We start from the raw sequence: 12,577 nt of genomic DNA on the forward strand, positions 1-12,577 counted from the left end.
CGTCGGCGGGTCGGGTCAGCAGCGGACGATGGTCGAGTTGGTCAGGGTGATGTTGCTGATGGTCAGGTTGTCGGCGCAGGGGTTCTCCACGATCCGGTTGTTGACCAGGGTGAAGTTGCGCAGGGTGAGGTCCCGGTTGCCGGGGAACTCGGTGCGTTCGGCCAGCCGCACCTCGCCGCCGCCGCTGATGGTTCCGCCGTTGGTGGCCAGGCTCACCCCGTAGCAGTTCTCGATCAGCACGGCGTTGTTGCCGGTGTTGGCGATGTCGACCCGGTCGATCGTCGCCCCGCCGGACTCGGAGACGCAGAAGACGCCCCGGCCGCCGCCCCGGGCCCGGACGGTGCCGACCCGGATGTTGGTCGGGTAGCTGTCGCCGATGCGGCCGTTGCGGTTGGCCATCCGGAACGCGGCGTACCCGGTGCCGGTGCCGGCGTTCTCGGCGTCCACGGTGGACACGGTGGCGTTGATGGTCTGGTTGAGCAGCAGGCCGGACTCGCCGACGTTGCGGGCGGTGACGGTGCCCACGGTCAGCCCGTCCACCCCGTACGTCTCCACGGCGTGCGAGCTGGCGCCCGAGACGTACACGTTGTCGATGCGCACGTTGCGGGTCCACTGGCTGGTGTCGCCCCGGTTGTCGACGCGGACGCCGAGGCCGGCGGAGAGCCGCATGTCGAGCTGCCCCAGCACGACGTTGGTGACGTTGCGCAGGAAGACCCCGTAGAGCGGGGTGCCGGTGAGGGTGAGGTGCTGCACCTCGACCTGGGTGGTGCCCCGGGAGTAGACGGGGGCCTGGTCCCCCGAGCCGGTGCCGGTGACGTTGATCGTCCCGCACACGTCGAGGGTGGTGTAGCTGGGCAGCGAGATGCGGGAGTTGGCGCTCATCGTGCCCGAGCCGCGCACCACCACCCGCTGCTTGCTGGTCCGCCCGGCGGTGAGGCTGTTCACCGCGGCCTGCACGGCGGCCCGCAGGTCGGTGCCGGTGTGCACGGTCGTGCCACCGTTGCGGACGGTCCAGGTGCCGCCGGCCAGCACCGCCTCGGCCTGGAACGCGCCGCTGCCGCAGTCGGCCGTGCCGCCCGGCCGGACGAGCTGCCACTGCTGGTTGGCCCCGTCGAGGTCCTGGTACTGGGAGATGGTCGCCCCGTCGGCGGTGGACCGTTCCCACACGTCGAGGGCCTTGCCGGAGTGCCGGTTGAGCAGCCGGACGTAACCGCCCGTGGAGTCGACGAGCCGGAAGTGCTGCCGGGTGTTGCCGCTGGCGGCCGGGTTCTGCACCAGGGCGGTGCCGTCGAGGGCGTTGGGCAGTTCGAGGACCTTGCCGCTGTGCGCCGAGCGGATCTGGTGGTAGCCGCTGCCGACGTCGACGAAGCGCCACCGCTGCACGGCGAGGTCGTTGCGGGTGTACTGCTTGACCGGTGCGCCGTCGGCGGTGGCCCAGTCGTACAGGTCCATCGCCTTGCCACTGTTGCGGTTGACGAGCACGTAGTCCACGCCGGGGTCGACGGTGGCCGCCGAGGCGGCCGGTGGGGCGACGGTGGTGGCGGTGGCGACCAGGGCGAGGACGGTGACGGCCAGCAGGCCGGGTCGCCGGGGGCGGGCTCTCCGGGTGGGGGTGACGGGTGGCATGGGGCTCCTTCTGCGGGGGTGTGGTGCCGGGACGGGCGGCCTCCGGCTGTACCGTATCGACAGAGGTGGATTCGGGCAATTGCCCGCCGATCAGTGCCGATCCGGGCAGGCCAGGACACCGTCCCGTCGGCCGACCGGGGCACCCGTGCGGCCGTCGTGCCGACCGGCCCACCGGTGCCGGTGCGGTGCGGGGCGCTGTTATCGTCAGCGGCCGGGCGGCGACCGGGCCGCCCGCTCGTCTCCGGACAGGTGGTCGCCGTGACCCGGGCCCGTACGCTCGTCCCGCCCGTGCTGCTGGGCCTCGTCGTCGTGGCGCTGCTGCTGTCCGGCCTGCACCCTTACGACCGGCTCACCTGGCTGCTGGAGACGGTCTGGGTGATCGTCGGGGTGCCGGTGGTGCTATTGGTGTGGCGGCGGTTCCCGTTGACCACCCTGCTGTGCTGCCTGCTGGCGGCGCACGCGCTGATCCTCATCGTGGGCGGGCACTGGACCTACGCACGGGTCCCGTTGGGCGACTGGGTACGCGACGCGCTCGACCTCTCCCGCAACCCGTACGACCGGCTCGGGCACTTCGTGCAGGGCTTCGTCCCGGCGATCCTGGTCCGCGAGATCCTCGTCCGCCGGTCCCCGTTGCGGGGCAGCCGCTGGCTCGCCCCGCTGGTGGTCTGTGCCTGCCTGGCCTTCAGCGCCTTCTTCGAGATGATCGAGTGGTGGTCCTCGGTGGCCGGTGGCTCCGCCGCCGCCGACTTCCTCGGCACCCAGGGCGACGTCTGGGACACCCAGTGGGACATGTTCCTCGCGCTGGTCGGGGCGGTCACCTCGCTGACCCTGCTCAGCCGGTGGCACGACCGTCAGCTGCCGGCCGCGACGCCCGCCCGCCCGGCTCCTGCCGTCGCGGTGGGCTGACCGGCCGGGCGGCAGGTCACGGCCGGTCGGCCCAGTCGTCGAGGACGGTGGCGACGTCCAGCGGGTCCGCCGGGTCCGGTGCCGGTCGCGGCGCAGCGGCGGGCGTCCGGGCGAACCGGGGTGCCGGTGCCGGCTGCACCTCGCCGCCCACCGCGACGAAGGTGCCCCGGGCGGCGTTGTGCGGATGGCGGTGCGCCTCGGTGGGGGCGAGCACCGGCGCGACACAGGCGTCGAGGTCGGCGAAGACCGCCGTCCACTCGTCGCGGGTGCGTTCGGCGAACCGGGCGGTGAACCGGCGGCGCAGCTCCGGCCAGCCGTCCGGGTCGTGCTGGGCGGGCAGCGTCGGGTCGTCGGCCAGGCCCAGCCCGGTCAGCAGCGCGGCGTAGAACGCCGGCTCCAACGCGCCCACCGCCACGAACCGGTCGTCGGCGGTGCGGTAGGTGTCGTAGAACGGGGCGCCGCCGTCGAGCAGGTTGGCACCGCGGGGCGCGGACCACCGACCGTCGCCGAGCATCCCGTGCAGGAACGCGGTGAGCAGCGCCGACCCGTCGACCATCGCGGCGTCGACCACCTGCCCGAGGCCGGAGCGTTCCCGTTCCAGCAGCGCGGCCAGCACGCCGGTGGCGAGCAGCATCCCGCCCCCGGCGAAGTCGCCCAGCAGGTTCAGCGGGGCGTGCGGGCGTTCACCGGGGCGGCCCAGCGGTTCCAGCGCGCCGGACAGCGCGATGTAGTCGATGTCGTGCCCGGCGCGGGCGGCCAGCGGACCGTCCTGACCCCAGCCGGTCAACCGGGCGTACACCAGGCGGGGGTTGCGGTCCCGGCAGGTCCGGGGCCCGAAACCGAGCCGCTCGGCCACCCCCGGCCGGTACGCCTCGACCAGCACGTCGGCCCGTTCGACCAGGCGCAGCAGGTCGGCCACCCCGGCGGGGGTCTTCAGGTCCAGGGTGGTGACCCGGCGGCCCCGGTGCAGCGGCCCGGTCGTCGGGGCGGCCAGTCGTCCCGGGGCGGGGCCGCCGGGCCGGTCGACGCGCACCACGTCCGCGCCGAGGTCGGCCAGCACCATGCAGCCGAACGGGGCCGGGGCCAGGCTCGCCAGCTCCACCACCCGCACCCCGGCCAGCGGCCCGGTGGCGTCGGGCCGGCGGTCAGAGGGCACGGGCGATCAGCTCCTTCATGATCTCGTTGGTGCCGCCGTAGATCTTCTGCACCCGGGCGTCGGCGTACATCCGGGCGATCGGGTACTCGGTGGTGTAGCCGTAGCCGCCGAACAGTTGCAGGCAACGGTCGACGACCTCGCACTGCCCCTCGGTGAGCCAGGCCTTCGCCATCGCCGCGGTGGCCACGTCCAGCTCGCCCCGGTCGTGCCGGGCGATGCAGTCGTCGAGGAAGACCCGGCTGACCCGGGTGCGGGTGGCGCACTCGGCCAGCACCATCCGGGTGTTCTGGTGGCCGATCAGCGGTTTGCCGAAGGCGGTGCGTTCCTTGACGTACGCGGTGGTCAGCTCCACCGCCCGCTGCATCGCCGCGACCGCCCCGATGCCGATGACCAGGCGTTCCTGGGGCAGTTGCCGCATCATCTGGCCGAAGCCGAGCCCTTCGGCCCCGCCGAGCAGGTGCGTCGTCGGCACCCGCAGGTCGTCGAAGAACAGCTCGGCGGTGTCGTTGCCGTGCAGCCCGATCTTGGACAGCAGCCGGCCCCGCCGGAACCCGGCCCGGTCGTCGGCGACCTCGCAGACCAGCAGGGAGATGCCGGCGGCCCGTTGCGTCGGGTCGGTCTTGACGGCCAGGATGAGCAGGTCCGCGAGGCCGCCGTTGCTGATGAACGTCTTGGCCCCGGTGACCAGGTAGTCGTCGCCGTCGCGGACGGCCCGGGTCCGCATCGCCTGCAGGTCGGAGCCGCCGTCGGGTTCGGTCATCGCGATCGCCCCGACCAGTTCGCCGCGGCACAGGCCGGGCAGCCAGCGGCGCTTCTGTTCGGCACTGCCGTAGGCGACCAGGTAGCCGGTGACGATGCCGCTGTGCACGCCGAGGCCGAGGGTGCTCTCCCCGACGTGCGCCTGCTCGTGCAGCAGGACCGCCTCGTGGGTGAAACCGCCGCCTCCGCCGCCGTACTCCTCGGGCACGGACAGGCCGAGCAGGCCCAGCTCGCCGGCACGCCGGTAGTGGTCGCGGTCCGGGTGGCCCTGCGCCAGCAGCCGTTCGGTGTGCGGCAGCACCTCCCGGGCGAAGAAGTCACGGGCCAGGTCGGCGAGGTCGTCGTGCTCGGGCGCGCGCCACGGTGGGGAGTAGTCGTGGAGTCCAGGCGTCGGCATGGATACACCCTCACGCCCTGTTGGCGGCGTGTCAACAATTCCTGATCATCGTCCGGTGGCCCGCCCGGTCTGCCCGAGCGGACCGGTGCCGCACCGGGTCGGGGAGACCGGCGCAGCCGCCGCCGCCCGGCTGACGGGACCCGTCGTCGGCCCGGGGTGTGTCGCGCCGACCTGCCGATAGGGTGCGGCGGGTGAGCGTTGACACGGAATCACGGCGACGGCGGCTGGAGCCCGACGCCCGGCGCGGGCAGATCCTCGCCTGCGCGGTGAGGCTGTTCGGCGCGCGCCCCTACGCCGACGTGTCCACCACCGACGTCGCCCGCGAGGCCGGGGTGGCCCGGGGCCTGATCAACCACTACTTCGGCACCAAGAAGCAGCTCTACCTGGAGGTCGTCCGGGTGATGGTGACCGTGCCCGGGGTGGCCGTCGAGCGACTACCCGTCGGTGACCTGCGCACCCGGGTCGACGCCAGCGTCACCTGGTTCCTCGACGTGGTGTCCCGGCACCGCGATTCCTGGCTGGCCGCGGTGACCGCCGGGGGGATGGGCCACGACGCCGACGTCGCCCGGGTGCTCACCGAGGCCGAGGAGGTCGCGGCGGACAGCGTCCTGGTGGCGGTGGGGCTGGCCGACGTGACCGTCCGCCGGGCCGAACTGCGCGCCATGATCCGGGCGTACGGCGGGCTGGCCACCGCGACCGCCCGGGAGTGGCTCCAGCGGGGCGCGTTGGACCGTGACCAGGTGCACCTGCTGCTGACCGCCACCCTGCTGACCATCGTGGAGCAGGTCTATCCGGCGGTCGTCGGCCCGGCCGGGGCCTCTCAGGCGGGCGGAGCCGGATCGGGCCGTTGCACCGCCATCGGCACGGTGTCGAGCCGGGCCCAGTCCTGACTGATCCCGGCGGCGGTGCGCAGCAGGCGGGGCAGGTGCTCGTCGGTGAGCCGTTCCAGTGAGGTCTCGGCGGCGTGCACCGTGACGTTGAGCGCGGCCACCACCCGGCCGTCGCCGTCGCGTACCCCGGTGGCGATCGACCGGATGCCGGCGGCCAGGTCCTGGTCGGCCAGGGCCCAGCCGCGTGCCCGCACCTCACGCAGCTCCCGGTCCAGTTCGTCGCGGTCCGGCCGCCAGCGGGCGGTGATGCCGGAACGGCCGGGCACGGCCAGTACGGCGGTGAGTTCCGCCGGGGTGAGGGCGGCCAGCAGCACCTTGCCCATCGAGGTGGCCACGGCCGGGAACCGGGTGCCGATGGTCACCGCGAGCGTGACGATCTTGGGCACCGCGACCCGGGACACGTAGACGATGTCGCTGCCGTCGAGCTGGGCCAGCGACGTCGACTCGTCGGTCTCGGTCACCAGCTGTCGCATGTGCGGGCGGGCCACGTCCCAGATGCTCAACGAGTTGACGTAGGCCACGCCCAGCTCCAGCACCCGGGGGGTGAGCGCGAAGCCCCGGTCGGCGGTGCGGACGTAGCCCAACTCCTCCAGGGTGAGCAGGATGCGCCGCACGGTGGGGCGGGCCAGCCCGGTCACCGCCGCGATCTCGCTGAGGGTCATCGTCGGCTGGCCCGGACGGAAGCAGCGCAGCACGTCGAGGCCGCGCGCCAGCGCCTCGATGAAGTCGGTTCCGGCCTCGCGCCCCATGGAGTCCCTTCGCTGGCTGCCCCGCGCCCGGCGGGTGGTCACCGCCGGGCGCGTCGGATGGCTATTGTTTCCACTGCGCCGAGCCGGCGTCCCACTGGGTGTAGGTGTACGGGTTGTCCAGCACCGCAGTCTCGGGGACGTCCGGGTTCATCCCCTTCTCCCACGCGTCGGCGCCCATGGTGTCGGTGAGGTGTTCGACGGTGCGTCCGACGGCGGCGCGGGCGGCGGCGAGGTCGACGCCGACCAGCCGGTGCTCGTGCTTGACCAGCCGGCCGTCGATCAGCACGGTGTGCACGTCGCCGCGCTGGGCCTGGAACACCACGTGGCCGTAGGGGTGCAGGATCGGGAACATCACCGGGGAGTTGTCGTTCTTGATCAGCACCACGTCCGCCTTGCGGCCCGGGGTGAGGGCGCCGACGAGGTGGTCGAGGCCCAGGGCCCGGGCACCGCCCCGGGTGGCCCACTCCACCACCTGCTCGGCGCGCAGGTGGCAGTGGGTGACGGTCTCCTGTCGACCGTGCGCCTCGAGGTGTTCCCGGGACCGGTCGGCGCTCAGCGTGGCGCGCATCGCGGAGAACAGGTCCCCGCTCCACCAGACGCTCGTGTCCATGGACAGCGAGACCGGGATGTCGTGGTGCCGTAGCTGCCAGGTGGGCGGGTAGCCCTGGCCTGCGCTCTGCTCGCTCTCGGTGGACACCGAGACCGAGCCGCCGGTTGCCGCGATCCGGTGGTACGAGTCGCGGTTGAGGGTGGCGGCGTGCACGTAGACCGTCGAGTCGGTCATGAACCCGTGCTCGTGCATCAGCCGGATGCCGTCGTCGTTGGTGGCCCCCCACACCCCGGCGTGGGTGGTGACCGGCACCCCGAGGTCCCGGGCCACCTCGAAGGCGGCCCGCTCGGGGAAGGCCGGGTCGCCGGTGACGTCGAAGGCCATCTGGAAGCCGAGCCGGTCGCCGCGGCCGTGGATGCGGCGGGTGACGAAGTCGCGGAACTCGGGGGTGGTGGCCCACTCCCACGGACCCTGTTGCAGGTTGCCGTAGGCGAGCACGAACCGGCCCGGCACCGCCTCCAGGGCGTCGACGGCGGCATCGGCGTGCTGCGGGGTCTGCAGGCCGTGTGACCAGTCCACGGTGGTGGTGACGCCGGCGTCGACCGCTTCGATGGCGGCGAGCAGGTTGCCGGCGTAGACGTCCTCGGGGCGGAACAGCTTGCCGGACTCCAGGTAGTACCAGACGAAATACTGGGTCAGCGTCCAGTCGGCACCGTAGCCGCGCATCGCGGTCTGCCACATGTGCCGGTGGGTGTCGATCATGCCGGGCATGACGATGCCGCCGGCCGCGTCGATCTCCCAGGTGCCCTCCGGCACGGCCAGTTCCGCGCCGACGGCGGCGATCCGGTCGTCGATCACCAGCACGTCGGCGCGGGGGAGCACCGTGTGGGTGTCGTCCATGGTCAGCACCAGGCCGTTGCGGAAGACCACCGGCTGGCCTGCCGCCGGTGTCCGCCCCTCGTTCGCACTCATCGCCGCCACTTCCGTTCCGGGGTGCCTGCGGACGCTTGTCCGCTCTACGGTCAGATCAGGGTTTCGCCAGTGTGTTCCCGGTCACCGGCCATGTCAAGAGCACGTTACCGTCGTGTCTCCGGTTGCTTTCTAACGCGTGGACCTGGGAGTTTCCCGAGAATTTAGTCGAGGTGTTGACGTCTCATGGAGTCATCGGGAAACTGATCGAGCGGACACTCGTCCGCCTAGCGGTCAACGAGAGGGTGGATCATGGCGGAGGAGACACCGGGCCGAACCGGCCCGCTGCACGGCGTCGTGGTGGCCGACTTCTCCCGCATCCTCGCCGGGCCGTACGCCACCATGCTGCTGGCCGACCTCGGCGCCGAAGTGATCAAGGTGGAGGGGCCCGGCGGCGACGACACCCGCACGTGGATGCCCCCGGTCCGCGACGACGTCTCCACCTACTACCTGGGCATCAACCGCAACAAGCGGTCCATCGCCCTTGACCTGAAGGACCCCGACGACCTGGCCGTGGCCCACCGGCTGGCCGCCCGGGCCGACGTCCTGATCGAGAACTTCAAGCCCGGCGGGCTGCGCCGCTTCGCCCTCGACTACGACACCGTGGCCGCCGGCAACCCCCGGGTGGTCTACGCCTCGATCAGCGGGTTCGGCACCGGCGCGGGCGCGGGCTACCCCGGATACGACCTGATGGTGCAGGCGATCTCCGGGCTGATGAGCCTCACCGGCGACCCGGACGGCTCGCCCTACCGGGCCGGCATCTCCGTGTTCGACGTGATGGCCGGGCTGCACGCGTCGATCGGCATCCTGGCCGCCCTGCACCACCGCCACGACTCGGGGCGCGGCCAGCACGTCGAGGTCAACCTGCTCTCCTCCGCGCTGTCCGGGCTGGTCAACCACAGCAGCGGCTACGTCGCGGGCGGAGTGGTGCCCTTCCGGATGGGCAACGCCCACCCCAGCCTCTTCCCGTACGAGCCGTTGCCCGTCGCCGACGGCGAGCTGATCGTGATCGCCGGCAACGACGGGCAGTTCCGCCGGCTCTGCCAGGTGCTCGACCTGCCGGAACTGGTCGACGACCCCCGGTTCACCCGCAACCAGGACCGCACCGCCAACCGGGAGGAACTACGTCCGCTGCTGGTCGAGCGGCTGCGCCGGCGCACCCGCGACGAGTGGTTCACCGACCTGATGGCCGCCGGGGTGCCCTGCGCCCCGATCAACACCATCGACGGCGGGGTCGCGTTCGCCGAACGCCTCGGGCTGGACCCGGTGGTCACCGTCGGCGAGGGCGCCGCCGCGGTCCCCGGCATCCGGCACCCGATCACCCTTTCGGACACCCCCGCGCGGTACGGCACCCCGCCGCCCGCGCTCGACGAACACGGCGAGGAGATCCGCGCGTGGCTGACCGGCAGCTAGACTTCCCGACCTCGATCGGCACCTCCGACCCGACCACCATCCGGCTACTCGGTCAGGACCTGGCCGGTGACCTGATGGGTCGGGTGGGCTTCGGTGAACTGGCCTTCTGGCTGGTCGCCGGGCGTCGCCCCGGCCCCGGCGAGGTCCGCGTCTTCGAGACCGTCCTGGTGGCCCTGGCCGACCACGGCTTCACCCCCACCGCGATCGCCGCCCGGCTGACGTACCTCAGCGCGCCGGAGGCGTTGCAGGGCGCGATCGCCGCCGGCCTGCTCGGCGGCGGCTCCCGCTTCCTCGGCGTCACCGAAGACTGCGGCCGGTTCCTCGCCGACACCCTCGCCGGTCTCACCGAGCCACCCACCGACGACGCCGGCTGGGACGCCGTCGCCCTGGACGCGGTCCGCGCCGCCCGCGCCGCCAAGCGCCTGGTGCCGGGGCTCGGCCACCCGGTGCACAAGGAGACCGACCCGCGCACCCCGGTGCTGATCGCGATCGCCGAGCAGGAGGGGCTGCGCGGGCCGCACCTGCGGCTGTTCGAGGCGATCGGCCGGGTCCACCCGCAGGTGCTCGGCCGCACCCTGCCGCTCAACGGCGCGGGGGTGTGTGGCGCGGCCCTGGCCGACCTCGGCCTGCCCATCGACCTGCTGCGCGGCTTCGCGCTGCTGGCCCGCACCGCCGGCCTGCTCGGCCACCTCGCCGAGGAACGCCGCCGCCCGCTCGGCATGGACATCTACCGCACCGTCGACCGCAACGCCCGGTACGTGCCGGACGACGCCGACTGATCCCCACCCCACCGTCTGCGAGAGGAGCGGCCATGGCCCAGGTCGTCGCGGTCATCGCCTCCACCCACCACCCGTTCTACTACCGCGCCACCACCGCCACCGGCGAGGACCGGCCCCCGTTCGCCGACGAGTGGGCCCGCAAGATCCTCGCGTTCCGGGAGACCCTCACCCGGGCCAGGCCGGACGTGCTGGTGATGGTCGGCTCGGACCACTTCCACCAGCTCTGGCTGGACAACATGCCGCAGTTCCTGGTCGGCAAGGCCCCGTTCTACGACGCCAACTGGTACAACGAGGAACGCGAGTTCGGGCTGCCCCGGATGCTGCTGCGCGGCCAGGAGGACCTGTCGGCCCACGTGCTGCGGGCCGGCCTGGACGCCGGTTTCGACCTGGCATTCAGCAACGAGCTGCGCATCGACCACAGCATCACCTGCCCGATCATCACGCTGCGGCCCGAGGCGGACCTGCCGATCGTGCCGATCTACACCAACATCTTCGCCCCGCCGCTGCCGCAGCCGAAACGGTTCGTGCAGCTCGGCGCGGCCATCCGGGAGATCGTCGAGAGCTGGCCGAGCCACCTGCGGGTGGCCGTCATCGGCACCGGCCACCTGTCGTTGGAGCTGGGCGGGCCCCGCCAGTTCGGCCCGCAGGGCCCGGACCCGGAGTTCGACCGCCGGGCGGTGGAGTGGATCGCCAACGGCGACCTCGACGGCTGCCTGTCCGAGGTGACCCTGGACAGCCTGCACGCCCCCGGCAACGCCACCCACGGTTTCATGGACTTCATGCTGATGATGGGGGTGGCCGGCGCGGGCGCCAAGGCCGACCACGTGGACACCCTGGACCTGTTCCACACCATGGAGGCGTACTTCACCTGGTATCCGAACGGAGCGCCGGCATGAGCCGCTACCTGGTCGACAAGTTCCTCTACACCGTCGACCGCGATCCGGAGCTGGTCGAGCGCTACCGCACCGACCCGCACGCCACGGTGGCCTGGTGGGAGGCCGAACGCGCCAATGCCGTGCTGAACTGCACCACCGGTGAGGCGAGCACCTGGCTGCGGTTCACCGACGAGGAACGCGACGCGTTGGCCAGCCACGACCACGTCCGGCTCTTCGCTCTCGGCGCCCACCCGTTCCTGACGTTGACCCTGTTCATCGCCATGTTCGAGCGGGACCACGACGAGCCGATGGCCTACCAGAAGCAGTACGGCCTGCGGTTGGCCCACTTCTCGCTGCCCTACCCGGACATCGCCACCTGATGACCGCCGGACCCGACGCCGCGTCGATGCCCGCCGTCGTCGTCACCGGTCACGGCGAGCCACCCGAGGTGGTCACCCGCCCCCGCCCGGTGCCGGCCGAGGGTGAGGTGCGGGTACGGGTCACCGCCGCCCCGCTGACCCCGCTGGACCTGCTCTGCGCCTCGGGCACCTCCTACCTGGGCGCCCCGGCGCTGCCGTACGTCCCGGGGGTGCAGGGCGTGGGCACCCTCGACGACGGCACCCCGGTCTGGTTCCCGACCCGGGCGGGACTGGCCCCCGGTGACGGCAGCCTGGCCGGGTACGCGGTGGTCCCCGCCGCCGACCCGGTCGTGCTGCCGGACGACGCCGACCACTGCCTGGTGGCTGCCCTCGGGCTCTCGGCGGTCGCCGCCTGGGCGGCGTTGACCCTGCGGGGCGGCCTGCGCCCCGGGGAGGTGGTGCTGGTGCTGGCCGCCGGTGGCACGGTCGGTCAGGCCGCGGTGCAACTCGCCCGGCTCGCCGGGGCGGGCCGGGTGGTCGCGGCCTGCCGGTCCGACGCCGCCGTCTACTCCGCCCGCCGCTGCGGCGCGGACGCGGTGGTCCGGCTCGCCGACACCGACGATCCGGAGACCCTCGCCCGGCGGTTCCGGCAGGCCGCCGCCGGCCCGGTGGACCTGGTGCTGGACCCCCTGTTCGGGGTGCCCGCCGCGGCGGCCCTGCGCGCCCTGGCCCCGGGCGGCCGGCTGGTCAACCTCGGCGGCTCGGCCGCACCGACCACGACGATCGACTCGGCGACCCTGCGCGGCGGGTCGTTGCGGATCCTGGGCTACACCAACAACGAGCTGACCGCCGCCGAACGCGCCACGGCGATCGCCCTGGTCGCCGGGCACGCCGCCGCCGGTCGGTTGACCGTCACCCACCAGGTACGGCCGCTGGCCGAGGCGGCGCAGGCCTGGGCCGACCAGCGCGCCGGCACCACCGCCGGCCGGTTCGTGCTGGTGCCCCCGGGCTGACCGTCCGCTCCGTGCAGCCCGTCGGCGACAGCGTCGGCCGACCGGCGATGCCGTCGTCTGCGGGCGGGAGCAGGTCGGCTGACCGATTCCCGACCGCCGCTGCCGTCGGGTTGCCCGCCGGCGCGAGGATGAGGCG

The 12,577-nt window shown here is 73.1% G+C and carries 12 protein-coding genes; 7 read left to right on the top strand and 5 right to left on the bottom strand.

The features are described 5' to 3' along the window. Window positions 1-15 precede the first annotated feature (15 nt). On the bottom strand, window positions 16-1,626 hold the full coding sequence (locus tag ACQP2H_RS15085; RefSeq protein WP_433233256.1) for an RICIN domain-containing protein: 1,611 nt from the start codon (window positions 1,624-1,626) through the stop codon (window positions 16-18). Between the two features lie 258 nt (window positions 1,627-1,884). Here ACQP2H_RS15085 and ACQP2H_RS15090 point away from each other — a divergent pair, with 258 nt between their 5' ends. After that, entirely contained in the window at window positions 1,885-2,532 is a 648-nt protein-coding gene (locus tag ACQP2H_RS15090; RefSeq protein ID WP_219461912.1) for a DUF2238 domain-containing protein, read from the top strand. 16 nt (window positions 2,533-2,548) lie between these two features. Here ACQP2H_RS15090 and ACQP2H_RS15095 read toward each other — a convergent pair whose 3' ends face one another. Beyond that, window positions 2,549-3,688: a CaiB/BaiF CoA transferase family protein gene (locus ACQP2H_RS15095; protein WP_357533486.1), complete on the bottom strand. Its 1,140-nt coding sequence runs from the start codon at window positions 3,686-3,688 to the stop codon at window positions 2,549-2,551. Further along, window positions 3,678-4,844: an acyl-CoA dehydrogenase family protein gene (locus tag ACQP2H_RS15100; protein ID WP_219461915.1), complete on the bottom strand. Its 1,167-nt coding sequence runs from the start codon at window positions 4,842-4,844 to the stop codon at window positions 3,678-3,680. The genes ACQP2H_RS15095 and ACQP2H_RS15100 overlap by 11 nt, the downstream gene beginning before the upstream one ends. 191 nt (window positions 4,845-5,035) lie before the next feature. On the opposite strand from ACQP2H_RS15100, the gene ACQP2H_RS15105 reads away from it, so the two are divergent. Beyond that, window positions 5,036-5,734 (top strand): TetR/AcrR family transcriptional regulator, encoded by a 699-nt coding sequence (locus ACQP2H_RS15105; protein WP_219461917.1) that lies wholly within the window; start codon window positions 5,036-5,038, stop codon window positions 5,732-5,734. Here ACQP2H_RS15105 and ACQP2H_RS15110 read toward each other — a convergent pair. After that, window positions 5,665-6,483, bottom strand: a complete 819-nt coding sequence (locus ACQP2H_RS15110; RefSeq protein WP_208565991.1) for an IclR family transcriptional regulator domain-containing protein — start codon at window positions 6,481-6,483, stop codon at window positions 5,665-5,667. The genes ACQP2H_RS15105 and ACQP2H_RS15110 overlap by 70 nt on opposite strands. 61 nt (window positions 6,484-6,544) lie before the next feature. Next, window positions 6,545-8,005 (bottom strand): amidohydrolase family protein, encoded by a 1,461-nt coding sequence (locus ACQP2H_RS15115; RefSeq protein ID WP_219461925.1) that lies wholly within the window; start codon window positions 8,003-8,005, stop codon window positions 6,545-6,547. A gap of 249 nt (window positions 8,006-8,254) precedes the next feature. Here ACQP2H_RS15115 and ACQP2H_RS15120 point away from each other — a divergent pair, with 249 nt between their 5' ends. From ACQP2H_RS15120 to ACQP2H_RS15140, 5 genes are read left to right on the top strand one after another with little or no spacing between them, the layout of a single operon-like run. Beyond that, the gene (locus ACQP2H_RS15120) at window positions 8,255-9,415 is read left to right on the top strand and encodes a CaiB/BaiF CoA transferase family protein (protein WP_219461928.1); all 1,161 of its coding nucleotides are present in this window, start codon (window positions 8,255-8,257) and stop codon (window positions 9,413-9,415) included. Next, window positions 9,397-10,194, top strand: a complete 798-nt coding sequence (locus tag ACQP2H_RS15125; protein ID WP_219461930.1) for a citryl-CoA lyase — start codon at window positions 9,397-9,399, stop codon at window positions 10,192-10,194. Before ACQP2H_RS15120 ends, ACQP2H_RS15125 begins: the two co-directional genes overlap by 19 nt. A gap of 32 nt (window positions 10,195-10,226) precedes the next feature. Next, entirely contained in the window at window positions 10,227-11,090 is an 864-nt protein-coding gene (locus ACQP2H_RS15130; RefSeq protein ID WP_145920058.1) for an extradiol ring-cleavage dioxygenase, read from the top strand. Continuing rightward, window positions 11,087-11,449, top strand: a complete 363-nt coding sequence (locus ACQP2H_RS15135; protein WP_208565987.1) for a hypothetical protein — start codon at window positions 11,087-11,089, stop codon at window positions 11,447-11,449. The genes ACQP2H_RS15130 and ACQP2H_RS15135 overlap by 4 nt, the downstream gene beginning before the upstream one ends. Further along, entirely contained in the window at window positions 11,449-12,441 is a 993-nt protein-coding gene (locus ACQP2H_RS15140) for a quinone oxidoreductase family protein (RefSeq protein WP_357533481.1), read from the top strand. Before ACQP2H_RS15135 ends, ACQP2H_RS15140 begins: the two co-directional genes overlap by 1 nt. Window positions 12,442-12,577: the final 136 nt, after the last annotated feature.

Source organism: Micromonospora sp. CA-248260, assembly GCF_050942205.1.
Classification (GTDB): Bacteria; Actinomycetota; Actinomycetes; order Mycobacteriales; family Micromonosporaceae; genus Micromonospora; species Micromonospora antibiotica.